Below are 22,592 nucleotides of genomic sequence, written 5' to 3' on the forward strand. Positions count from 1 at the left end.
CTCACCGCTCAGGCGTTGACCGCCTCCGGCCGCTGGTCCGCGCTGCCGCTGCCGCTGCCGCTGCCTTCGGAGTCGCCCATCGCGACGCCCTTGCGCTTGCTGAACACCACCGCCGCGACGATGATCAGCGCGGCCACCACCGCGATGCCGACCCGCAGGCCGACGTTGCGCTCGTCGCCGATGCTCCACGCCACGACGGCCGGCGCGATCAGCAGCGAGACCAGGTTCATCACCTTGATCAGCGGGTTGATCGCCGGGCCGGCGGTGTCCTTGAACGGGTCGCCGACGGTGTCGCCGATGACCGTGGCGGAGTGCGCCTCGGAGCCCTTGCCTCCGTACGCGCCGTCCTCGACGAGCTTCTTGGCGTTGTCCCAGGCGCCACCGGAGTTGGACAGGAACACCGCCATCAGGGTGCCGGCGCCGATCGCCCCGGCCAGGTACGCCGCCAGCGCGCCCGGCCCGAGGCCGAAGCCGACCGCGATCGGGGCGAGGATGGCGAGCAGGCCGGGGGTCATCAGCTCGCGCTGCGCGTCCCGGGTGCAGATGTCGACGACCTTGCCGTACTCGGGACGCTGGGTGCGGTCCATGATCCCGGGCAGCTCGCGGAACTGCCGGCGGACCTCCATCACCACGGCGCCGGCCGAGCGGGACACCGCGTTGATGGCCAGACCGGAGAAGAGGAATACCACCGCCGCGCCGATGATCAGGCCGACCAGGTTGCGCGGATTCGCCACGTTCAGCGAGTTGAGGATCTCCGCGCCGACGTCACCCACGCCCGCGTCGGCGTACGCCGTGCGCAGCGTGTCGGTGTACGAGCCGAACAGCGCGGTCGCGGCCAGGACCGCGGTGGCGATCGCGATGCCCTTGGTGATCGCCTTGGTGGTGTTGCCGACCGCGTCCAGCTCGGTCAGGATCCGGGCGCCGTTCTCGTCGATGTCGCCGGACATCTCGGCCACGCCCTGGGCGTTGTCCGAGATCGGGCCGAAGGTGTCCATCGCGACGATCACGCCGACGGTGGTGAGCAGGCCGGTGCCGGCCAGCGCCACGGCGAACAGCGACAGCGTGATGGAGCCGCCGCCGAGCAGGAACGCGCCGAAGACGCCCGCGCCGATCAGCAGCGCCGAGTAGACCGCCGACTCCAGGCCGATGCTGATGCCGGCGAGGATGACCGTGGCCGCGCCGGTCTGCGAGCTCTTGCCGATGTCCTGCACCGGGCGCCGGTTGGTCTCGGTGAAGTAGCCGGTCAGCGCCTGGATCGCGGCGGCCAGCACGATGCCGATGACCACCGCGGCGATGGCGACGCCGCGCGGGCCCAGCGGCGGGTCCCCGCCCTCGACGCCGAGGCCGGCCCGCCACTCCGACCCGAGCAGGGCGGCCCAGGTCGGCTTGAGGTAGCCGTAGGAGGCGATCGCGACCAGCACCGCGGAGACCACGGCGGAGATGTAGAAGGCCCGGTTGATCGCGGTCAGGCCGTTGCGGTCGGAGGCGCGCAGCCGGGTGATGAAGACCCCGACGATCGCCACCAGCACGCCGATGGTGGAGATGATCAGCGGGAGGACCAGGCCGTCGTTGCCGAAGGCGGCCCGGCCGAGGATCAGCGCGGCGACCAGGGTGACCGCGTACGACTCGAACAGGTCGGCGGCCATGCCGGCGCAGTCACCGACGTTGTCGCCGACGTTGTCGGCGATGGTGGCGGCGTTGCGCGGGTCGTCCTCGGGGATGCCCTGCTCGACCTTGCCGACCAGGTCGGCGCCGACGTCGGCGGCCTTGGTGAAGATGCCGCCGCCGACCCGCATGAACATGGCCAGCAGGGCGGCGCCGAAGCCGAAGCCCTCCAGCACGGTCGGGGCGTCGCCCTTGAACAACAGGACCACGAGCGCCGCGCCGAACAGGCCGAGACCGACGGTGAGGAAGCCGACCACGCCCCCGGTGCGGAAGGCGATCTTCATGGCGCCCTCCCGGCCGCCGGTCGCCTCCCGGGCCGCGGCGGCGACCCGCAGGTTCGCGCGGGTGGCCAGCCACATGCCGGCGCCGCCGATGAACGCGCTGAACAGGGCGCCCACCACGAAGAAGGCGGACCGGCCGATCTTCACCGCGGTCTCGCTGCCGTCGGTGTCGTGCACCGGCAGCAGGAAGAGCAGCACCACGGCGATCACCACGAAGATCGCGAGGGTCCTGAACTGCCGGAGCAGGTAGGCCGAGGCCCCCTCCTGTACCGCCCCGGAGATCTCCTGCATGTTGGTGGTGCCCTTACCGGCTGCCAGCACGGCCTTGGTCAAGGCGGCGGCGAAGACGAGTGCCACCAGCGCGATGACCGCGGCGATGACGACGTACGTCAGGTTGGCTCCGGTAAGGGACAGTGCGCCGCCGTCGGCGGCCAAGGTCCCGGACATCTGTGTCCTCCTGTACCGAACGCTCGCGCCGGCCGGTGGAGACGCACAGACCGACGCCTGGATGCGGACTCGCAAGCGCGCCAACCCACCCCAGCGGACCAGCGATGAACACCCATACCCGCTGGCTGCGGGAAGGATCACTTGCTGACAACCCGCGTACTGTAGCCCTCCGTAGTGCCGGAGGTCACACCGGAGGGCACCGTGTCCGGATGATCTTCGTCGCTGTGTTATGAGAAATAATCTGATATAAGGCCCGGACACGACGGACGGGCCGCCCTCCCGGTCGGGAGTCGCGGCCTGAGCAGCGGATCAGTTGGTTGAGCGGCTAGTCAGCCAGTGAAGCTGATCGGTGGATCAGCGGGAGGTCAGCGGCCCACCGGCCAGACCATCCGGACCTCGGTGCCGACGCCCTCTTCGACCGGGCGCACCTGGAGATCCTCCACGAAGCCGGCGAGCAGGGCGAAGCCCACGCCGGTGGTCAGGTCGTCCTCGTCGAGCGACTCGGCGGCGAGCTGGTCGGCGTCGAGCGCGGCCAGGCCGATGCCCGCCTCGATCGGCGCCCGATCCACCACCCGCACCGAGTACGACCCGGCGTCGGACATCTCCACCAGCACCGGGTCGGGCACGTGGTACTGCCGGTGCAGGGCCACCGCCCGGGTGCACGCCTCGCCGATGGCCAGGCGCACCTCGTCGAGCAGGTCCTCGCGCACGCCGGCCCGCCGGGCCACCGCGACGCCGACCAGCCGGGCGGTACGGACGTGCACCGGGGCCGGAGAGAAGGAGAGCCGGACCGTGGCCATCAGGCGCCGGCGCCGGTCGGATCGGCCCCGATGGCCGCGTCGACCGTCGGGTACAGCGGGAACACCTGGTCCAGCGCGGTGATCCGGAAGATCTTGAGCAGCGGCTCCTTGTCGCAGACCAGCGCGAAGCTCCCGCCGACCGAACGCAGCCGCTTGAGCGCGCCGACCAGCACGCCGAGGCCGGTGGAGTCGAGGAAGTCGACCCGGCCCAGGTCGACCACGACGTACCGGGCCCCACCGTCGATCAGCTCCAGGAGCCGTTCCCGCAGCCGGGGTGCGGTGTAGACGTCCACCTCACCGCCGACCTCGAGCACCGTGTGCTCCCCCACGGCACGGGTCGCCAGCGACAGCTCCATCGGTCCTCCTCGCAAGAGTCGTAAACTCTCCTGGGCATCTAACCATCCCCGCCGGGGACGTTCGTGAGGGTCACCGGCGGAGGCTCCCCCTTACCCACACCCCCGCCAGTCAACTCCGAACACTTGTGCGAGAGTGCAGGACGTGAGCCCCGCAGCCACCGTATCCGCAGGCCGCGGCCCCGACCGCCCGCCGGTGGGGGCCCCGGCCGAGCTGCTGCGCCGGCTGCGCGCGCGTACCGGCGCCGACCCGGTCACCCACGTCGAGCGGGTGCCGGCCCGGGCCGGGGAGCAGGCCCCGTGGCCCGAGTGGACCCCCGAGCCGCTGCGGGCGGCGTTCGCCCGGCGCGGCGTGGTCGCACCCTGGCGGCACCAGGCCCGGGCCGCCGACCTGGCGTACTCGGGCAGGAGCGTCGTCGTCGCCACCGGGACCGCGTCCGGCAAGTCCCTGGCGTACCAGCTACCGGCGCTGGCCACCCTGCTCGCCGACCCCCGGGCCACCGTGCTCTACCTGGCGCCGACCAAGGCGCTCGCCGCCGACCAGCTCCGCGCCGTCGCCGGCCTGGAACTCGACGGGGTACGCCCCGCCTGCTACGACGGGGACACCCCGCGCGCCGAGCGGGACTGGATCCGCCGGCACGCCCGGTTCGTGCTGACCAATCCCGACATGCTGCACCACGGGATCCTCCCCGGGCACGCCCACTGGCCGGGCTTCCTGCGCCGGCTGGCGTACGTGATCGTCGACGAGTGCCACACCTACCGGGGGGTGTTCGGCTCGCACGTCGCGCACGTGCTGCGCCGGCTGCGCCGGCAGTGCGCCCGCTTCGGCCGTACCCCCGTGTTCATCCTGGCCTCGGCCACGTCGGGTGACCCGGCGACGGCGGCCGGGCGGCTCACCGGCGTGCCGGTGGCCGCCGTAACCGAGGACGCCTCCCCGCGCGGCGGGGTGACCTTCGCCCTCTGGGAGCCGCCGCTGCTGCCCGCCGACGCCGACACCGCCATCGCCGACCTCGCGCCGGTGCGCCGGTCGGCGCTGCGGGAGACCGCCGACCTGCTCGCCGACACGGTCGCCGCGGGGGTACGCACCCTCGCCTTCGTCCGATCCCGCAAGGGCGCCGAGGTGGTGGCCGCCAACGCCCGCCGCGCCCTCGACGAGGCGGTCCCCGGGCTGGGCGACCGGGTGGCCGCCTACCGGGCCGGCTACCTGCGCGAGGAACGGCGCGAGCTGGAACGGGCGCTGCTGCACGGCGACCTGCTCGGGCTCGCCTCGACCAACGCGCTGGAGCTGGGCGTCGACCTGGTCGGGCTGGACGCCGTGCTGATCTGCGGCTGGCCGGGCACCCGGGCGTCGCTGTGGCAGCAGGCCGGCCGGGCCGGGCGCTCCGGCGACGAGGCCCTCGCGGTGCTGGTGGCCCGGGACGACCCGCTGGACACCTACCTGGTGCACCACCCGGAGGCGCTGTTCGGGCGGCCGGTCGAGGCGACCGTGCTCGACCCGGCCAACCCGTACGTACTCGCCCCGCAGCTCGCCTGCGCGGCGGCCGAGGCCCCGCTCACCCCGGCCGACCTGGAACTCTTCGGCGAGGGAGCCAAGGAAGCGGTGGACAACCTGGTCGCGGCGGGGGCGCTGCGGCAGCGGCCGACCGGCTGGTACTGGCGGCACCGGGAGCGGCCCGAGGTCGACCTGCGCGGCGAGGGCGGGGCCCCGGTGTGCGTGGTGGAGGCGGCCACCGGGCGGCTGCTCGGCACCGTGGACGGCGGCTCGTCGCACTTCCTGCTCCACCCCGGCGCGGTCTACCTGCACCAGGGCGTCTCGTACGTGGTCGACGCGCTCGACCTGGCCGACGGCTGCGCGCTGGTGCACCCCGAGGAGCCGGACTGGTCCACCCACGCCCGGGACGTCACCTCGCTGACCGTGGCTTCGGTGCGCTCGTACGTCGACGCCGGGCCGGTCGGGCTGTTCCTCGGCGAGGTCGACGTGACCAGCCAGGTGGTGTCGTACCAGCGGCGGCGGATCGCCTCCGGCGAGGTGATCGACACCCGGCCGCTGGACCTGCCGGCCCGGGAGCTGCGCACCGTCGCGGTCTGGTTCACCCTGTCCCCGGAGTCGCTGACCTCGGCGGGGATCGCTCCGGCGGACGTGCCCGGGGCGCTGCACGCCGCCGAGCACGCCGGGATCGGGCTGCTGCCGCTGATGGCCACCTGCGACCGGTGGGACATCGGCGGGCTCTCCACGGCGCTGCACCCGGACACCGAGGCCCCCACCGTCTTCGTGTACGACGGCCACCCGGGCGGGGCGGGTTTCGCCGAGCGGGCGTACCGGACGGCGGCGCAGTGGCTCCGGGCCACCCGCGACGCGATCGCCGAGTGCGGTTGCGAGGCGGGGTGCCCGTCCTGCGTCCAGTCCCCGAAGTGCGGCAACGGCAACAACCCGCTGTCGAAGCCGGACGCCGTCCGGGTCCTCGACGTGGTGCTGGCCAACCTGCCGACCGACCACCCGCCCCGGCAGCCCGGCCCCGCCGATGCGCCGGATGCCGGGACGCCCGCCGCCGGGCTGCTCGACGCTGGAACGTCCGACGCCGGGCTGCCCGACGCCGGGCTGCTCGACGGGGCAGGCGGCGCCGGGGCAGGCGATGAGGCGGGGGCTGTGCGAGACTCCGGCGACCCTCGAAGGAGATCTGATGCAGCTCGACACCTTGCAGCACCAGCAGCAGTTCCACATCCGGCAGCGGATCCGGATGATGGTCAACCAGTACGAGGTCCACGCCGTCGCCCCCGACGGGTCGGAGGGTGAGCTGCTCGCGTTCGCGCAGCAGAAGCGGCTCGCCTTCAAGGAGCAGGTGACCATCTACACCGACGACACCAAGCAGCACCCGCTGCTCGGTTTCAAGGCCCGGCAGCGACTCGACCTCGGCGCCACGTACGACGTGACCGACCACGCCGGCAACCCGGTCGGGCTGTTCCGCAAGGACTTCGCCCAGTCGCTGCTCCGCTCGACGTGGCACGTCGAGCAGGCCGGACTGCCCCAGGTCACGGGTCAGGAGCGGAGCATGCCGGTGGCGCTGCTGCGCCGGTTTGTGGACTCGCTGTCCTGGCTGCCGTACCACTTCGACTTCGTCGCCGGTGGTCAGCCGATCTTCTCGGTCGTCAAGAAGTGGGGCCTGCGCGACCGGTACGTCGTCGAGGTGCAGAACCCGCAGATCGACCGCCGCCTCGTGATCGCCATGGCGATCGGCCTGGACGCCCTGCAGAGCCGCTGACCGCATATCACCGGCCCCGGAACCGCCGGGCGAACGGACGGGCGGCGGCAGGGCGGCATCGGGATGCCCGGGTGCCTTGTCGCCGCTACGGCCCGGATCGGCACGGCCCGGATCGGCGCGCACGGTCCAGGTCAGCCACGCGGAGGACCGGCCCGGGAGGTCACGATGGCGACCCGGGTGAGACCGGGCACCGGGGCGACCGTCACCTCCGCCGTCACCACGGCGTCCAGCCCGTCGAGCCGGCAACCGGTCAGTCGCGCCCCGTTGGCCCGGACCACCTCGTCGGCGTACGCGCATGCCTCCGGACCACCGGCCAGGGCCCGCCCCGCCCCGGCGAGCGCACCGAAGTCCGCCGCTACCCGGGCCTGCTGGCGGGCCATCCGCGCCGCACCGACCGCGGCACCGAACAGGCCCACCACGACGAACACCATCCCGGCGGCGAGCAGGCACACCGTCGCCCCGCCCCGCTCGCCCCCTCGACGGGCCGCCCCGGCGTCTCGCCGGCGAACACGGATGCACGAGGTGAACCCCCCGCCGGCAGGGCTGGTGGTCGCAGCGAAGCTCCCCATCAGGGACGTCCCGGCAGCACGCCCGACGCCGTCGACCGTGCCTGTGCGCCCGGCCCACCCCGACGGGACCACACAACCGAGCCGGGTGGTCACGGTTGCGGACCTGGGGCGCCGGGCTCGACGGCGGCGACCGCGGTGGCCGTCACGATGATCCGGGGTAGGCGCGCACCGAGGGCACGCACCGGCGCCCGCACCGTCGCGGTGACCCGCTCGCCGTCCACAGCGACCGAGACGTCGGCCCCAGCCGGAGCCGCCGCAGCGCCCGCCGCACCGCCGGGCTGGCCCCGGGAGGCGGCCAGTGCCGCCTCCCGGGCCGCTCCCAGGCAGCCCGCCCTGGTGACGACCGCGTTCACCGCGGTGAGACCGGCGAGCAGGAGCAGCAGCAACGCCGGCAGGCCGGCGGCCAGTTCGGCCGTGAACGACCCGCGCTCCCGTGGCGACCGGACCGTTAGCCGCGCCGAACCGGTCGGCCGAACCGCCTCCGGCCGCCGCACGGACGTCCCCCGGTCGCCCCCAGCCTGCCGGCGGTCGGTCACTTCAGCGCCCGGTCGATGACGGCGGTCAGCGCGGACTGCACGTTGCCCGAGGTCAGCACCTTGAGCAGGATGCCGGCGAACGCGACGGCGGCGAGGGTGCCGACTGCGTACTCGGCGGTGTTCATCCCGGCGTCGCCCCGCAGTCGGGTGAGAATCTTACGCATGCTTGTCCCTTCTCAACGGTATCCGCCGACCGGCCGGCCGGCGGCACTCACAGCACGTCGCCGAGGACGGCGACGATCACCGGCACCAGGCCGGCGAGAATGAAGGCCGGCAGGAAGCAGAGCCCCAGCGGCAGCACGATGAGGACCCCGGCCCGACGGGCCGACGCCTCGGCGGCGGTGGACCGGTCGGCGCGCAGGTCGTCGGCGAGGCGGGTCAGCGCGCCGGCCAACGCCGCGCCGCTGCTCGACGAACGCAGCGCGGCACCGGCCAACCGCTCGGCACCCGGCACCGGGACGAGGTGCGCCCACGCCTCCTCGGGGCCGCCACCGAGCAGCAGGGTCCGGCCGACCCGGCCCAGGCGGGCGGCCAACGGGCCGCCGAGGGCCTCCGCGACCGCCAGCACGGAACGGTCGACCGGCGCACCGGCCCGCAGCGCGGCTGCGAGCAGGTCCGCCGCGAGAGGCAGGTCGGCGGCCTCCCGGAGCCGCCGCTCCCGTACGGCCGGGGGCTCGATCCGGCGCAGCCCCCGGTCCGCCACGACGGCGACGACGGCGCCACCCAAGAGACCGGGCCAGCCACCGATGACCACGAGGGCAGCCACCCCGGCAAGCCCCGATCCGAGGCGGATCCGGTCGGGCCACCACGCCGGTCTTGACCTCCCGGTCGACCCGGCCCGCCCCCGCAGGCCGCGCAGGCGACGGGTGGTGCCCGCACGCGACCCGACGGACAGGGCGAGCGCCGCCGCGACGAGGCAACCGGCGGCCACCGCCTGCGGGGTCATCAGCGGTTCCCGTCCGGTGCTGTGCCGAGGCGCTCCGTCCAGAGCAGCCCGGCCGACTGGAGGACAACAGCCGCGATCGCGCATCCGCCTCCAAGGGGGGTGTGCAGCAGAACCTCGACCGGGTCGACGCCGACCCCGTACCCGAGCCCGATACCGCCGAGCGGCAGGGCGGCGAGCAGCAAAGCAGTGGCCCGAGCCCCGGCCGCCTGCGCTGCCGCACCGGCCAGCCCTCGGTCGGTCGCCCGGGCGTCGGCCTCGATCCGCTCCAGCAGGTCGGCCAGGGGAGCACCGGTCCGGTCCGCGAGCCGGATCGCCGCCTGGGCCAACCGCCCCAACCGGTCCGGATCGGGCGGAACGACCGGCCCGCCGGCGTCCGTGGCCGGACCGGGGACCACCCCCGGATCGTGCGCCGAGCCGGCTCCGCCCGGCGGAGCCCCGGGTGCGGGCTGGTCGAAGTGCGGCACGTTTCCGGATGCCGACCGGTCGCCTCGCAGGACACCGCCGGCGCGCAGGTCCGCAGCGAGGGCGCTGAGCTGGTCCAGGCTGTGCCGTCGGGCGCGCTGACCGGCACGCGCGAGGCCCCTGCGGAGCACCGCCCGCGCGGCCAACGCCCCGTACGCGCCGACCACCACGGCAGCCACCGGCCCGGCCAGCAAGCCACCCGTCCCGGCGCCCGCCGCTCCCGCCAGCAGCAGGCTTCGCCGGGGCGAGTCGGACAGCCACCCGGGTACCCCCGGTCGACGGCGGCTCGCCGGAGACCTCCCCGGCGACAACCCGGTACGCCAGTTCCCAACACAAGGGAGCAGCGAAGCCAACAGGGAGCTTCGCTGCCCCGGCAGGGTGGGCTCGGAGCGGTCCAGAACGGCAGTCGGTCGGCGCGCGTCCCGACGACCGGGCGGCCCAGAACGTCCGCCGGAGCCGAACGGGCCTGGCGGCCTGGACGGACCGGACCTCGGGGACGGGCCCGACGGGCCCGAGAACGGCGCTGTGCCGGAGAAGGAGCGTGGGCCGGACGTTGCACGGGTGGGATGGTGAGCGGGATGGCGACCGCAGGCCGGACTCATCGGACGGGGCGGAGAACGGGCGTGGGCCGGACGGCGTCCCCGGGGCAGCGCGCCGGCCACCGTGCTCCCCCTGCCCTGCCCCGTTCCAGGGGTGCAGCGCGGGATCCCGGTCGTCAACGGAGTCCCGCGGCCGGTCCGACGCCCTGCCGACGGCGCCCGGCGCGACCTTTCCCGCCGGAATACGTACGGCATCGACCCGATCGGTCGGGTCACCGGCCGACGACGGCCGGTCCGGAGGCGAACCGAGCAACCGCCGTCGCCGGGACCGGCTGCTGTGCAGTGGCCACGCCACGGCCGCTGCGGCGACGGCGAGAAGGGCCGCCACCAGCCAACTCGCCGTGGTCACTCGGGTCCTCCGTGGCGGCGACCGCCCGCCGCCTCGGGGCGGCCCTCCCGTTCGGGGCGTCCCTCCCGTTCGGGGCGGCTCGGCCACACCTCGCAGAGGACGGGCGGGGCAGGCACGTCACGCTCGCGCAGCAGCGTGCCGAGGGCCGCGGCGGCGGGTCCCGGCCCGTGGCCGCGTACCCAGGCGGGAACGACGGTGACCAGGCGGTCCGGTCCCTCGGGGAGCAACAGGCAGACCGACTCCAGCACCCGACCCCGGGCACCCCGGCGGACCTGGAGCAGCACTTGGAGCGCGGCGGCGACCTGGGCGTGCAGGGCAGCCCGGGGCAGCCCGCCCAGCATCCCGAGCGCCTCCAGCCGGGCCGGCACGTCCGACGGGGCGTTCGCGTGCAGCGTCCCCGCGCCGCCGTCGTGGCCGGTGTTCAGGGCGGCGAGCAGGTCGACGACCTCACCGCCCCGGCACTCCCCCACGACCAGCCGGTCGGGCCGCATCCGCAGGGCCTGCCGGACCAGGTCGCTGAGCCCGACCGCGCCGGAGCCCTCCACGTTCGCCGTGCGGGCCTGCAACCCGACCACGTGCGGATGCACGGGCCGCAGCTCGGCGGCGTCCTCGACCAGGACGATCCGCTCGGTCCCCGGAACCAGCCCCAGGAGCGTGTTGAGAAGCGTCGTCTTGCCGGAGCCGGTGCCGCCGACGACCAGGTACGCGAGCCGGGCCGCCACCACGGCGGCCAGCACCGGGGCGGCCGGCCGGGGCACGGTGCCCTGCCGGACCAGGTCGTCGAGGGTGAACGGGCGCTGCCGGAAGGTACGCAGGGAGAGGTAGGGCCCGTCGGTCGCGACCGGAGGCAGCACGGCGTGCAGCCGGGTCCCGTCGGGCAGCCGGGCGTCCGCGTACGGGGAGCCGTCGTCCAGGCGGCGGCCCGCCCCGGCGGCGAGGCGCTGGGCCAGCCGGCGTACGTCGTCGATCGTGCCGACCGGAATCGCGACCTGGCGCAGGCCCTGCCCCCGGTCCACCCACACCCGATTCCCGTTGACCAGCACGTCGGTCACCTCCGGATCGGCAAGCAGGGGTGCCAGCGGACCTGCGCCGACGAGGTCGTCGTGCACCCGGCCGGCGATCCGGAGCACGGCGGTGTCGCCGAGAACCGCCGCAGCCGGCTCGGCGCGTACGGCGGAGACGACGGCGGCCGGGGTGACCGGGGTGGCCGCGGCGGCGAAGCGCTGGCGTACCCGGCTGGAAAGCTCCTCGCCGCCGACGGGCGCGGTCATGCCGCGCCTGACACGGGCAGGCCGGTCAGCTCGCCGACGATCCGCTGGCAGAGCGCCGCGAGCGGGCCTCGCCCGTCTGCGCCGGGTGCCTCACCCCGCTCCAGCCCCCGGCAGAGTCCCGGCTCCGGTCGCAGCGTGCCGGCCAGCGGCAGCCCCAGGGCGCGGGCCACCTCGACGGCCTTCAACCGCCCCGGGGCCGGGCCGCGTACGACGACGGAGAGCTGGGCGCAGTGCGGCGCGGCGGCGGCGACCACCCGGGCCGCCGCCGCAGTGGCCCGCAGCTCGGCCGGCACGACCAGGAATGCCTGGTCGGCGGCCTGCAACGCGAGCACGGCCGGGTCGTCGAGGTGTCGGGGCACGTCGGCCACGACGAAGTCCCGGCCCCGGCGCGCCGCCTCCAGGGTGGCCGCCATCGCCGGGGCGGGCAGGGCCAGCAGGTCCCCCCGATCCCAGGAGAGCACCACCAGGTCACCCCGACTGGGCAGGGCCCGGACCAGCGCCGGCGGGTCGACCCGCCCGTCGGCGTCGGTGAGCGCCGGCCAGCGCAGCCCTTCCAGTTGCTCCCAGCCGAGCACCAGGTCCAGCCCGCCGCCGAGCGGGTCGACGTCGACGAGGAGGGTGCGCAGTCGGGCCCGGGCGGCGGTGACGGCCAGTCCGCCCGCGAGGACGCTCGCCCCGGCGCCGCCCCGCCCGCCGAGCACCGCGACCACCCGGGCCGCGCCGTTGCCGGCGCGGTCCGGCGCGCACTCGGCGAACCGGTCCACCAGCCACGGCTCGGCGGCCGGGAGGATGGCGACGTGCTCGGCCCCGATCAGCTCGGCGATCTCCCAACCGGGGTCGAGCTGCCCGGACCGGCCCACCAGGACCATCCGTGGCCGGCGCGGCAGCCGCGCCCGCAGGCACGCCTGGGCCTGGTCGTTGCCGACCAGCACCAGCGGTGCCGGTGCCCAGCGAGACCGGGCCGCCGCCGGGTCCGCGGCCACCTCGGCCTCGGTGCCGCCGGCGGCGGCGAGCCGGAGCAGGTCGTCGAGCAGGTCGTCGTCCGAGGTCACCAGCAGGGGCAGCCGCCGGGGCGGCGGAAACGAGGTACGGGGTGGCATCGCGGCCTCCAGCAGTTGGGCTCGGGGGTGCTGCCGGAGAGCGTGCCGGGAATCAGCAGACCCTGCCGATGGCGCGCGCTCACCTGTGGACAACCGGGGTCCCTGTGGATAACGCCCGAAGGCCAGGTCGATCTGCTACGGCACCGCAGCCCGGAGCAGGTGGCGGGCGCGGAGGGTGGCGACAGGTTGCACCCGGCGAAATCACTGGCCCTGGGCATGTGTCGGTCGGCACCGGGGCAGTGGAAACGGCAGGGAGGCGAGGATGGCCGAATCGGCTCGCGCAGTGGCACTGGCGGCATTGGCCGACCGGTGGGATCGGGGATGCCCCATCGCCTCACCCAGCGACCGCGAGCGCCTGGTCGACGTCGGACTCCGCCGTTGGCACAGCTTCCATCGGCGGCACCCCGGCATCCGTCAGTCGTCGCCCGAGGCCAGGATCCGCGACCTGGTGCGTGGGTTGGTCGAGGCAGTCGAGCCCGATCCGCGCTTGGTCGGCGCCCTGGTCAAGGACTATGAGTGCGTCGCTGCGGCGATCGCCGCAGCCGCCGCTTCTTCGCCCCGGGCACCCTGACCGTCGCCGGTTCGGCAGGGCGTGGTCAGGGCGGCTTCGAGATCGGCGATGCCCACGGTCGCATCCGCGTCTAGCCGCGTCGCCTCCGGCCGACGGGTGGCGCCGTAACGTACCGCAGGCACGAGCGCGCCGCCCGTCGCGGATCTGCGACGGGCGGCGCGGTTGGCGCGTGACGTCAGGAAAGGGCCACGTTGCTGTAGTAGTAGTGCAGAATCGCCTGGTAGTTCTTGCCCGCGTTCGCGAGATCACGCGAGCCGTACTGCGACAGCCAGTCCCCGGTCACCCAGCCACCGCACGCGGTCGTGGTCGCGCAGTAGTGCGCCTGCAGGATGTTGCCGCTCCGGGTCATCCGGGCCGACCAGGTGCTGTCCACCGCGGAGGACGTCGACGCCTGCGCCGACGACGGCCGGTAGACCTGGTCGGCGGTGTCGTCACGGACGTCGTAGCACTGTCCGCCGGGGGTTTTCCGGGTCGAGTGCAGCGCCCAGTACCAGCCGTAGCTCTTGACGGCTACGGCACCGGCCTCCAGCGAGGCGTCCGGCCAGTTCGTCACCCACTCGTTCGGGAGGACGTTCTTGACGTACGTCTTGAAGTCGACCCGGTCGACTCGCCCGAGACCGACCCGGTAGACCAGGATAGTGCTCGGCAGCGTGCTGTTGGTGCCGTCGGTACTGCAGCCCGTCGGCCCGCCTGTGCTCAGCAGCTCGTGCGAGGCGTTGTTGTTCTTCAGCGTGGCGTTGAGGTTGCCCTTCGTCCCGGCCGCGAAGTCCTGGCTCGCACCGGCGAAGTTGCTGTTGAAGTAGACCCGCACGGTCTTGCTGGTGCGGTTCCACACCGACGCGGCATTGTTCTTCACGCACACGCCCTGGCCGTTGCCCGCACCCTTGAACTCGTAGCACGACGGCTGGGTCGTGCCGTAGTCGCCGAGCGACTCAGTGAAGTCCGAGATGGAGCCGGCCTCGTCGCTGTTGTAGTAGTAGCAGAACTCACCGCTGTCGCAGACCCCGTCCCGGCCGGCGGCGGATGCGGCGCCCGGCGCCACCGCGACGCCGACGAGCGCTGCCACCAGGACGGCCAGAATGCCCGAAGCTCTTTTCAGGATGGTCATCCGCAGCCGCCTCTCAGAAGTGGAGCAGGTGTTGGAGGTTGGCCTGGGCGCTGCTCCGGTGCGCGTGCGAGCGCATGCCGGGTCACCAGCTGCTCGGGACGTAGGCCCAGCCCAGGTAGTCGGACCGGTCCCGGAACGAGTTGGTCTGGTAGACGCTCGGTCCGGTGCTGATGGCGCTGTTGCCGCCGATGGAGAGCATGACGTGCCCGGCCGACGTGGTGGACGTGAAGAACACCGCCGTTCCGGCAGGCGGCACCGAGCCGGTGTGAATGCGCCCGTTGTTCTTCTGCCAGTTGTAGTGCGTGAGCGCCGTGGCGAACCGGCCGCTGGTGCCGAACGCCCGCTCGACGAACAGCTCGCACTGGTTGTTCCAGTCGGTGTGCCCGAGCCGCGCCCTCGCGAACGCGACAGCCTCGGACGCGCGCGGGTCGGCCGGGTAGGTGCCGCCGCCGGAGCCGACGATGTCGTGCGAGGCGTTGTTGTTCTTGAGCGTGGCGTTGAGGTTGCCCTTCGCCCCGGCCGCGAAGTCCTGGCTCGCACCGGCGAAGTTGCTGTTGAAGTAGACCCGTATGGTCGTGCTGGTGCGGTTCCACACCGACGCGGCGTTGTTCTTCACGCACACGCCCTGGCCGTTGCCCGCACCCTTGAACTCGTAGCACGACGGCTGGGTCGTGCCGTAGTCGCCGAGCGACCCGGTGAAGTCCGAGACCGAGCCGGCCTCGTCGCTGTTGTAGTAGTAGCAGAACTCACCGCTGTCGCAGACCCCGTCCCGGGACGCCGCCGACGCCGGCGAGGCGACGCTCAGGATGGAGGTGGTCATGGCGAGCGCGGCGCCGACGACGGCGAGACTCTTGCGGATGTTCATGGTGTCCTCTCTGGACAGTGGGCGATGGTTGGTGGATCGGGTCGGATGCGGGTCACTGCCCGCGCTGGTACTGCTCCCAGGTTTTGATCGGAATCCGGGGGCCGTCGTCCGGGCCACGGTTGGCCAGGCCGTTCATGCCGAGGTAGTAGTCGCCGGCCTGGTGCTGCGCCTGGCTGGACAGGTCCGTGTCGTTGATCGCCACGGCGTGGATGTGCCACGGCCAGTCACCCTGACTCGGGTTACGGACCCAGGCTGCGAAGCCGACCTGGCGTAGAGCCCGGACGACGGCGGTACGCGTGGCCGCGGTCATGCCGGTGACCGCGATGTCCACCACACCCCCGCCGTCGTGCGTACCGGCCGACGTCGGGTCGCCCCCGGGGTTGTACGAGCCCTGCTCGAGCACCAGGGTGCGATCGAGCAGACGCTGGGCCTCGGCCAGCATCGCCTGAGTACGGGCGTCGACGACGTACCCGTCACGCTGGACCTTCGCGCCCGGGCCGATCGTGTTGCCGACGGTGAACCGATTCCGCCCGAGCTTCGTCAGCGACGTCGTGCCGGGCAGCCCGTTCGCGGCCAGGCCGGTGTAGCCGAGCGAGCGCTGGTAGGCCGCGTACGCCGAGACGGTCTCGGTGCCGAAGTAGCCGTCGACCCACTGCGTGTTCAGCAGTTTCTGGGCCTGGAGCGCCTGCTCGACGGCGAGCACGGAACTCTTCGCGCCCGGGGTCAGTGTGTGGTCGGCACGGCGGGGGTCGATCTGGGCGGCCAGGACGGTGGCCTCCATGTCCACGACAGGCCCCGCGGCCATGGTGACGGTCCGCTGCGCTGCGGCAGTCGGCGTCCCGGCCCATGCATAGGCCGGGACGCCGACTGCCACGCAGAGCGCGGCGAGCCCGACGGTTATCCAGGGACGGTGCATACTCGATCCTCCTCGTAGGTAGTGAGTCGCGTTCGGAACGAACATCACTCTGCGAGAAGGGGTCTGCTGTTCGGTACCCCGGCTGTCCTGTCAGATCCGTCAGGCCGTCACTGACCTCGATGAATTTGGTGTTGTCAGCTTGGGTGGCACCCGGGATTGACATCGAGCATGCGCACCCTGACACCGGTCGGGCGGCCGGGACCCGGGAAATCGACCGGGGCGGCGGCTCGGCGGGCTTGACCGCGGCTGCCGCCAGACGCACTCAGGCGATGACGGTGACCATGAAGAATATTGGCCGGCGACTGGGAAAGTAGGCCCGCCCGTGCTCGTCGACGATCTTCCAGCTGACCCAGCACTTCCCGGGGCGGCTCGGCGCGATGACCGGAACACTGATCATCACCTGCTCGCCGGGCGGCGTGTCGCCGATCGCCACCCGATCCGGCACCCGGCAACCGTCATCGTCACCGGTGGGGTTCATCCGCGCGAGGAAGCGGTTGTGCCAGTCGACCGTTCCCACGTTCGCGAGCGCCCACACCTTCACGAAGTGGGCGTTCACCTTCACCCGCGTACCGTCGGGGATGGTGACGTCGGCGACGAACTGGCTCGAGTCGCCGGGAATCAACGCGTCCGAGAACCCTGCCGATGACGGCGACGCCGCCACGGCGCCGGAGCCGTCCGGGGACGACCGGCCGCGGACGGTGACGCCCAGGACGGCGACCACCGCCACCGCCACCGCGGCGGCGAGCCACCGCAACCGGTGCCGTCGCGCACCCGTGACCTCGTCCTCCGCCGCCGCCTGCGGGTGCTCCGCGGCCCGCAGCGCGCGTTGGCCCACCGGCACGAGGTCCGAAGACGCGGCGACGCCGGGCACGGCGGGCCTACCGGCCGGCAGAGTGTCCACGGCGCGGGACGTCTCGGCGGCCACGACACCGGACGTCATCGTGTCTAGGGTGCCCCGAGCTTCGACCGTGGCCGAGGAATCGGTGCTGACCGGCGTCAGGTCGCCGTCCGGGACGGAGTGTCCCGTCCCCGGGCTCTGAGCGTCCTCCCATCGGCGCCGCCACTGGACCTCGTCCGCCTCGCAAGCCCGGACGAACTCGCGCGTCGTCTCCCACGAGGGAAACCTGGTCCCGGCGGCGGCCTCGTGCAGCGTCGTGTGCGAGATGCGGCCCGACCGCCCAGCCATCTTCCGGAATGACGGGTTGCCCACCCCGGTCCGCAGTGTTCGCAACTGATCGGCGAACCTCTCGGCGGCCATGGCGTCCTGAATCGACTCGGCGGCGGCACGCTGGTCTTCCATTTATCCCCCATGTCAGACGCCGTCGGCAGGTGTTGTCAGAGCGGTGTAAGAGGTACCGAACGGGCCTCGGCGGCCATCATCGTGATAGATGACGATACCGGGCACGACGGTCCCGGTACATTGATGGAAGTCACCGATGAAGAGCTTCTTGCGACGTAGTGTGCGCATCCTCGCGGTCGCCGGGCTGGCTGTGCCCGCGGCGCTGGCGTTCGCCGGACCCGCCCACGCCGAGACCAACCCACACTGCGGGAGTTCGGTGCAGATCGGCGCGACGGCGTACATCACCGTCGGCGGGCAGACCGCCGCATCGGTCAAGCAGTACAAGGGATGCGGCAAGAACTACGCATACACGTACGTGTGGCAGCGGCACCGGGCCGACCGGGGCGTTGTCCAGGTCGGCGCGTACCTGGTCGACCAGGGTCGTGCCCTCGTCGAGCAGGGCGGCGGCGAACGCCGAGTGCGCGCCCTGGCAGAACCGGCACTCGTTGCGACCGCAGACGTAAGCGGTAATCAGTTCCCGTTCCCAGGGGGTGGCGGGTGCGGTCCGTGCAGCAGCACCTCGGCCAGCTCGATCAACGGCTGGCCGGTCTCCGGCCGGAAGCGCAGCGGCCCAGGGACGCCTGGGAAGGGGGCAGGCGGACAACCCCCGGCCGGCCCGGTCAATGGGTCGTCACCTGGGACGGAAGCGGACCGGAAAAGGGACGACCCCCGTCGGGGGGAGACGGGGGTCGTCGGGCGGTTCGGCTCCGGGGGGGTTGAGCCGAACCGGCTCAGCGGTCACGGGGGGTGCAACCGCCGAGAGCCTGCTTCGTACGACACGTGAGTCCTCGTCGCAACCACAAGCATGCCTGAGCAGACCGGTATACGTCGAGTGGTGTCGCCTCCACTCAGTGCGAAATTGTGTTCAGAGAGTGTGACCACCGTCACTGACGGGCAGAGGTCATAGGGGTCGCCCCCAGGGTCGGGCCGGAGTCCGTACCCCAGGCATCCGCCGACGATAGTCCATCGGGCTAGACTTTCGCGCCGTGGGCCGAAGTGCCGCTTTTTTCGATCTGGACAAGACCGTCATCGCCAAGTCGAGCGCCTTGGCGTTCGGTCGGCCGTTCTACCGGGATGGGCTGATCACCCGGCGGGACGTGGTCAAGTCGGCGTACGCGCAGCTGATGTTCCGGCTGGGTGGCACCGACGAGCAGACCATGGCCAAGACCCGGGACTACCTCGCCGCGCTCTGCAAGGGCTGGCAGGTGGAACAGGTCCGCCAGATCGTCGCGGAGACACTGCACGAGCTGATCAACCCCTACGTGTACGCCGAGGCGGCGGCCCTCATCGAGGAGCACCAGGCCGCCGGCCGGGACGTCGTGCTGGTCTCCGCCTCCGGCGAGGAGATGGTCCGGCCGATAGGCGAGTTGCTCGGGGTGACCGACGTGATCGCCACCAGGATGACGGTGGCGGACGGCCGCTACAGCGGTGAGGTGGAGTTCTACGCCGCCGGGCCGAGCAAGGTCGAGGCGGTCAGCGAGTTGGCCAGGCTGCGCGACTACGACCTCGCCGACTCGTACGCGTACTCCGACTCGATGAGCGACCGTCCGCTGCTGGAGTGCGTGGGCCACCCGAGCGTGGTCAACCCGGACCGCGCGTTGCGCAAGCTGGCCAGCGAGAACGCCTGGCCGGTGCTGGAGTTCCGGCACCCGATCCCGCTGGGCCGTCGGCTGCGGGAACGCCCCGCCGTCCCGGTCGCCGCGGCGGCCCTCGGCGTCGGCGTCGGGGTGGCCATCGGCATCGCCTGGTACGGCCGGCACCGCCGCACCCGCGCCACCCCGGTCGCCTGACCGACGACCGGGGTCACCCCGCCGACCGGCGTCCACCGCGCCCGACCACCTCCCCGAGCGCCCCCGCCGCCTGACCGCGCCCGGACGCGGAGCCCCGCCCGGAGCGGCCCCACCAGGGGTGGGCCTCGTTCAAAACAGCCCGGACCCGGGCGCGGGCCACCCCCGGGGCGGCCCGCCCAAGCGCGGCTGCGCCCCAGCGCCCCGCCCGAGCGAGGGTCTCGCCCGGACGCGGCGTCAGCCGAGCACGTCCTCCCCCCGGTGACGGCCTCGACCCGGCGCGCCCGCCCGCCCGGCGGCCCCCGCCCGCCGCCCACCGCCGCTGCCCGCCTCCCTGGTCCGGGCGGTCCCCGACAGCTCGGGGCCGCCAGGCCGCAGCCGCCGGGCGAAACCCGTATTGAGCGATTGCTCAAATCCGCCTATGCTCCGATTGAGCGACCGCTCAAAACAGGGAGGGTGTCATGTCGGAGCAGGGCGTACGGCCACCGCGGCGGACCGCCGCCAACTGGGTGCTGGCCGGGCTGATCACGGCCTTCGGGCTGGTGGTCTTCACCATCACGGTCCGCGCGGGGCGGGCCGACAGCGCCCTGCTGTTCGTGGCCCTCCCGGTGATCCTCGCGGCGGCCCTGGCCCTCTCCCCCGGCCGGACGACGCACGGCCGGGTCTTCGTGGTCACCACGATCGCGCTGCTGCTGGCGGCGGTGGCGCTGCACGAGGGGGCGGTCTGCGTCATCCTGGCCGCCCCGCTGGTGTACGCGGTGGCGCACGGCACCACCGCGCTGATCCGCGCGCTGCAGGACGCCTCCCGGGCGTACTCGGCCCTCGCCGTGCCGCTGCTGCTCCTGCCCGGTCTGGAGGGCAGCGGGGTCGGGCCCCGGCTGGATCCGGAGCAGTCGGTCGAGGTGGTCCGGGTGGTGGCGCTGCCCGTCGACCGGGTCACCGAGCGGCTCGCGGCCGGCCCCCGGCCCGTCCCGGTCCGGTCCGTGCCGTTGCGGCTGCTGGGCGCGCCCACCCCCACCGAGGTCAGCGGCGACGGCCTGGCCGTGGGTGACCGCTGGATGTTCGGTTACCACGGCAGCGCGCACGGGCCGGGCGGGCACCTGCTCGCCGAGGTCGAGACCGCCCAGCCGCAGCAGGTCACCTTCCGCTTCGTCGAGGACACCTCGATCACCGCCCGCTGGTTCACCTGGCGGCATGCGGACCTGCGCTGGCGGGCGGTCGACGCCGGGCACACCGAGGTCCGGATCAGCGTGGACTACCGGCGCGGCCTCGACCCGTCCTGGTACTTCGGCCCGGTGCAGCACGTTCTGCTCGGCGAGGGGGTCGGGCACCTGCTGGACATGACGGTCCCGCGATGATTGTCGCCCGCCACCTGAGCCTGGCGGTGCCCCTGCTGGCCGTGCTCGCCGCCGCCCGGCTGGAGCGGGACCGGAACGTCCGGGCGGCGGCGCTGCTGGCCTTCGTCGCTGGCGCCGTCGGCATCGCGGCGCTCGACGAGGCGGCCCGGCGCACCGGCTGGTACGCCTTCGCACCCGTGCGGGGCGCGTACCGGGGGCTGCCGGTGGACCTGTGGATCGGCTGGGCCGCCCTGTGGGGCCCGCTGCCGATGCTGCTGCGACGGGTCCTCCCGCTACCGCTGGCGCTGGGCCTGCTGCTGTGGTTCGACGCCGTGGCGATGCCCGCCCTGCACCCGCTGGTCCGCCTCGGTCCGCACTGGCTCGTCGGGGAGGCGGTCGGGCTGCTCGTCGTGGCCCTGCCCGCCCAACTGCTCGGCCGGTGGTGCGCGGACCGCCGGCACCTGACCGCCCGGGCGCTGCTCCAGGTCGGCCTCTTCGCCGCCCTGCTGCTGTGGTTCGTGCCGACCCTGGCCTTCGAGCTCGGCGACGGTTCCTGGGCCGGGCTCACCGGGCTGCCCGCGTCCCGGCTGTTGCTCGTCGCGCAGGTCGCCCTGCTGGTGGCGACGCCGGCGCTCGCCGCCGTACGGGAGTTCGCGGTCCGGGGCGGCGGCACCCCGTACCCGTGGGATCCGCCCCGGCGGCTGGTCACCACCGGGCCGTACGCCTACCTGGCCAACCCGATGCAGCTCGGCGCGGTGGCCCTGGTGCTGCTGACCGCCGCGGTGACCGGGAGCCTGGCGCTGGCCGGCGCGGGCGCGGTGGCGGTCGCCTTCGCGGCGGCGGTCGCCGGGCCGCACGAGGAGCACGACCTCGCCGGCCGGTACCCGGAGGGCTGGCGGGCGTACCGGGGGCGGATCCGGAACTGGTGGCCGCGCTGGCGGCCGTACTCGTCGGGGCCGGACGCGGTCCTCTGGCTCGACGACGGCTGCGGGCCGTGCGCGGCGGTGTGGCGTTTCCTGGCCCGCCGGCGCCCGGCGGGCCTCGCCCTCCGGCCCGCAGCGACGCACGACAGGGTGCTGCGGCGGGCGGAGTACGTGGGCGGCGACGGCCACCGGGAACGCGGGGTGTCCGCCGTCGCCCGCGCGCTCGAACACGTCCACCTCGGCTGGGCGCTGGCCGGCTGGACGCTGCGGCTGCCCGGGGTCGCCTGGCTCGCGCAGTTGGTGACCGATGCGATGATCGCACCGCCGCATCCGGCCAACGCCCGACGAGCCGGAGCCGGAGAGGCCGGCACGCAAGTAGCCGGAGCCGGAGAAGCCGGCACGCGAGGAGAGGGATGTCCGACACCAAGCAGCGCCTCCTGGACGGCGCCGTCGCCGCGATCCGGGAGCACGGCATCGCCGGGGTCTCGGCCCGTACCATCGCCGCCGCCGCCGGGGTGAACCAGGCGCTGGTGTTCTACCACTACGGCAGCGTGGACGACCTGCTCGCCGCTGCCTGCCGGGCCAGCACGGTCGAGCGGATCGGGCACTGGTCGGCGCGGCTGGCCCGGGCCGGCTCGCTGCGTGAGCTGCTCGCCGTCGGCCGCGCCCTGCACGAGCAGGAGCGAGAACTGGGCAACGTCTCGTTCCTCGCCCAGATGCTCGCCGGGGCGCAGACCGACGCGCGGCTGGCCGCACCGACGGCCGACGCGCTCCAGCTCTGGGTGGACGAGATCGAGACCGTCCTGGGTCGCCTGCTCGCCAGCTCCCCGTTCGCGGAGATCGCGGACGTGCCCGGCCTGGCCCGGGCCGTGTCGGCCGCGTTCATCGGGCTGGAGCTCTACGACGGGGTGGACCGGGCTGCGGCCGAGCAGGCGATGTCCGCGCTCGACCAGCTCGCGGTGCTCATCGAGATCGTGGACGACCTGGGGCCGATCGCCCGGCGGGCACTCCAGGCCAAGGTCAACCGGGCGATCCGGCGGGACTGAGGGAAGGCCAAGGAGGCGGGGCCGGCACGGCCGGGCCGGGCCTCGACAGGGCGCGCGGTCCA

General features: G+C 73.7%; 20 protein-coding genes and 2 pseudogenes. 8 read left to right on the forward strand and 14 right to left on the reverse strand.

The window, feature by feature from the left end; all coding sequences use genetic code 11:
• Positions 1–8: 8 nt before the first annotated feature.
• The 3 genes from OOK41_RS00305 to OOK41_RS00315 all read right to left on the reverse strand — a co-directional run bounded on the left by OOK41_RS00305 (position 9) and on the right by OOK41_RS00315 (position 3,549).
• Positions 9–2,393, reverse strand: coding sequence for a sodium-translocating pyrophosphatase (locus tag OOK41_RS00305; RefSeq protein ID WP_266262387.1), 2,385 nt, complete (start codon positions 2,391–2,393; stop codon positions 9–11).
• A gap of 365 nt (positions 2,394–2,758) precedes the next feature.
• Positions 2,759–3,193: an ATP-binding protein gene (locus tag OOK41_RS00310; protein WP_117668526.1), complete on the reverse strand. Its 435-nt coding sequence runs from the start codon at positions 3,191–3,193 to the stop codon at positions 2,759–2,761.
• A complete protein-coding gene (locus tag OOK41_RS00315; protein ID WP_117668525.1) occupies positions 3,193–3,549 on the reverse strand; it encodes an STAS domain-containing protein in 357 nt (118 codons plus the stop codon). The genes OOK41_RS00310 and OOK41_RS00315 overlap by 1 nt, the downstream gene beginning before the upstream one ends.
• Before the next feature lie 142 nt (positions 3,550–3,691).
• Here OOK41_RS00315 and OOK41_RS00320 point away from each other — a divergent pair.
• Both OOK41_RS00320 and OOK41_RS00325 read left to right on the forward strand, forming a co-directional pair.
• Positions 3,692–6,034, forward strand: a pseudogene (locus tag OOK41_RS00320) (DEAD/DEAH box helicase); the annotation flags it as partial.
• A gap of 193 nt (positions 6,035–6,227) precedes the next feature.
• Positions 6,228–6,806 (forward strand): hypothetical protein, encoded by a 579-nt coding sequence (locus OOK41_RS00325; RefSeq protein ID WP_117668524.1) that lies wholly within the window; start codon positions 6,228–6,230, stop codon positions 6,804–6,806.
• 131 nt (positions 6,807–6,937) lie between these two features.
• Here OOK41_RS00325 and OOK41_RS00330 read toward each other — a convergent pair whose 3' ends face one another.
• The 7 genes and pseudogenes from OOK41_RS00330 to ssd all read right to left on the reverse strand — a co-directional run bounded on the left by OOK41_RS00330 (position 6,938) and on the right by ssd (position 12,638).
• Entirely contained in the window at positions 6,938–7,375 is a 438-nt protein-coding gene (locus tag OOK41_RS00330; protein WP_266262388.1) for an Rv3654c family TadE-like protein, read from the reverse strand.
• An 89-nt stretch (positions 7,376–7,464) separates the two neighbouring features.
• Positions 7,465–7,869, reverse strand: coding sequence for a TadE family type IV pilus minor pilin (locus tag OOK41_RS00335; RefSeq protein ID WP_117668598.1), 405 nt, complete (start codon positions 7,867–7,869; stop codon positions 7,465–7,467).
• Positions 7,870–7,907: 38 nt separating this feature from the next.
• The gene (locus tag OOK41_RS00340; protein ID WP_007074167.1) at positions 7,908–8,075 is read right to left on the reverse strand and encodes a DUF4244 domain-containing protein; all 168 of its coding nucleotides are present in this window, start codon (positions 8,073–8,075) and stop codon (positions 7,908–7,910) included.
• A gap of 47 nt (positions 8,076–8,122) precedes the next feature.
• Positions 8,123–8,857, reverse strand: coding sequence for a type II secretion system F family protein (locus OOK41_RS00345; protein ID WP_117668522.1), 735 nt, complete (start codon positions 8,855–8,857; stop codon positions 8,123–8,125).
• A pseudogene (locus tag OOK41_RS00350) lies at positions 8,857–9,177 on the reverse strand (hypothetical protein); the annotation flags it as partial. The gene OOK41_RS00345 and the pseudogene OOK41_RS00350, both read right to left, overlap by 1 nt.
• A 1,086-nt stretch (positions 9,178–10,263) precedes the next feature.
• The gene (locus tag OOK41_RS00355; protein ID WP_266262389.1) at positions 10,264–11,538 is read right to left on the reverse strand and encodes a TadA family conjugal transfer-associated ATPase; all 1,275 of its coding nucleotides are present in this window, start codon (positions 11,536–11,538) and stop codon (positions 10,264–10,266) included.
• Positions 11,535–12,638: a septum site-determining protein Ssd gene (gene ssd, locus OOK41_RS00360; protein ID WP_266262390.1), complete on the reverse strand. Its 1,104-nt coding sequence runs from the start codon at positions 12,636–12,638 to the stop codon at positions 11,535–11,537. The genes OOK41_RS00355 and ssd overlap by 4 nt, the downstream gene beginning before the upstream one ends.
• A 262-nt stretch (positions 12,639–12,900) precedes the next feature.
• On the opposite strand from ssd, the gene OOK41_RS00365 reads away from it, so the two are divergent.
• Positions 12,901–13,209 (forward strand): hypothetical protein, encoded by a 309-nt coding sequence (locus OOK41_RS00365; protein ID WP_266262391.1) that lies wholly within the window; start codon positions 12,901–12,903, stop codon positions 13,207–13,209.
• A gap of 175 nt (positions 13,210–13,384) precedes the next feature.
• On the opposite strand, the gene OOK41_RS00370 is transcribed toward OOK41_RS00365, so the two are convergent.
• The 4 genes from OOK41_RS00370 to OOK41_RS00385 all read right to left on the reverse strand — a co-directional run bounded on the left by OOK41_RS00370 (position 13,385) and on the right by OOK41_RS00385 (position 17,038).
• Positions 13,385–14,317 (reverse strand): SpoIID/LytB domain-containing protein, encoded by a 933-nt coding sequence (locus tag OOK41_RS00370; RefSeq protein ID WP_266262392.1) that lies wholly within the window; start codon positions 14,315–14,317, stop codon positions 13,385–13,387.
• A gap of 82 nt (positions 14,318–14,399) precedes the next feature.
• A complete protein-coding gene (locus tag OOK41_RS00375; RefSeq protein WP_266262393.1) occupies positions 14,400–15,182 on the reverse strand; it encodes a peptidase inhibitor family I36 protein in 783 nt (260 codons plus the stop codon).
• Positions 15,183–15,234: 52 nt separating this feature from the next.
• Positions 15,235–16,098 carry a peptidoglycan-binding protein gene (locus OOK41_RS00380; protein ID WP_266262394.1) on the reverse strand — a complete coding sequence of 288 codons (864 nt, stop codon included), beginning with the start codon at positions 16,096–16,098 and terminating at the stop codon, positions 15,235–15,237.
• Positions 16,099–16,360: 262 nt separating this feature from the next.
• The gene (locus tag OOK41_RS00385; RefSeq protein WP_266262395.1) at positions 16,361–17,038 is read right to left on the reverse strand and encodes an NBR1-Ig-like domain-containing protein; all 678 of its coding nucleotides are present in this window, start codon (positions 17,036–17,038) and stop codon (positions 16,361–16,363) included.
• Between the two features lie 496 nt (positions 17,039–17,534).
• Between OOK41_RS00385 and OOK41_RS00390 the strand changes: the two genes are divergently transcribed.
• From OOK41_RS00390 to OOK41_RS00410, 5 genes are all read left to right on the forward strand, one after another.
• Positions 17,535–18,221, forward strand: a complete 687-nt coding sequence (locus OOK41_RS00390) for a hypothetical protein (RefSeq protein WP_266262396.1) — start codon at positions 17,535–17,537, stop codon at positions 18,219–18,221.
• A gap of 202 nt (positions 18,222–18,423) precedes the next feature.
• On the forward strand, positions 18,424–19,227 hold the full coding sequence (locus OOK41_RS00395) for an HAD family phosphatase (RefSeq protein WP_266262397.1): 804 nt from the start codon (positions 18,424–18,426) through the stop codon (positions 19,225–19,227).
• Between the two features lie 458 nt (positions 19,228–19,685).
• Positions 19,686–20,582 (forward strand): hypothetical protein, encoded by an 897-nt coding sequence (locus tag OOK41_RS00400; RefSeq protein WP_266262398.1) that lies wholly within the window; start codon positions 19,686–19,688, stop codon positions 20,580–20,582.
• Positions 20,579–22,003 (forward strand): methyltransferase, encoded by a 1,425-nt coding sequence (locus tag OOK41_RS00405; protein ID WP_266262399.1) that lies wholly within the window; start codon positions 20,579–20,581, stop codon positions 22,001–22,003. Before OOK41_RS00400 ends, OOK41_RS00405 begins: the two co-directional genes overlap by 4 nt.
• A complete protein-coding gene (locus OOK41_RS00410; RefSeq protein WP_266262400.1) occupies positions 21,898–22,530 on the forward strand; it encodes a TetR/AcrR family transcriptional regulator in 633 nt (210 codons plus the stop codon). The genes OOK41_RS00405 and OOK41_RS00410 overlap by 106 nt, the downstream gene beginning before the upstream one ends.
• Positions 22,531–22,592: the final 62 nt, after the last annotated feature.

The organism is Micromonospora sp. NBC_01655 (assembly GCF_026339755.1).
Classification (GTDB): domain Bacteria; phylum Actinomycetota; class Actinomycetes; order Mycobacteriales; family Micromonosporaceae; genus Micromonospora.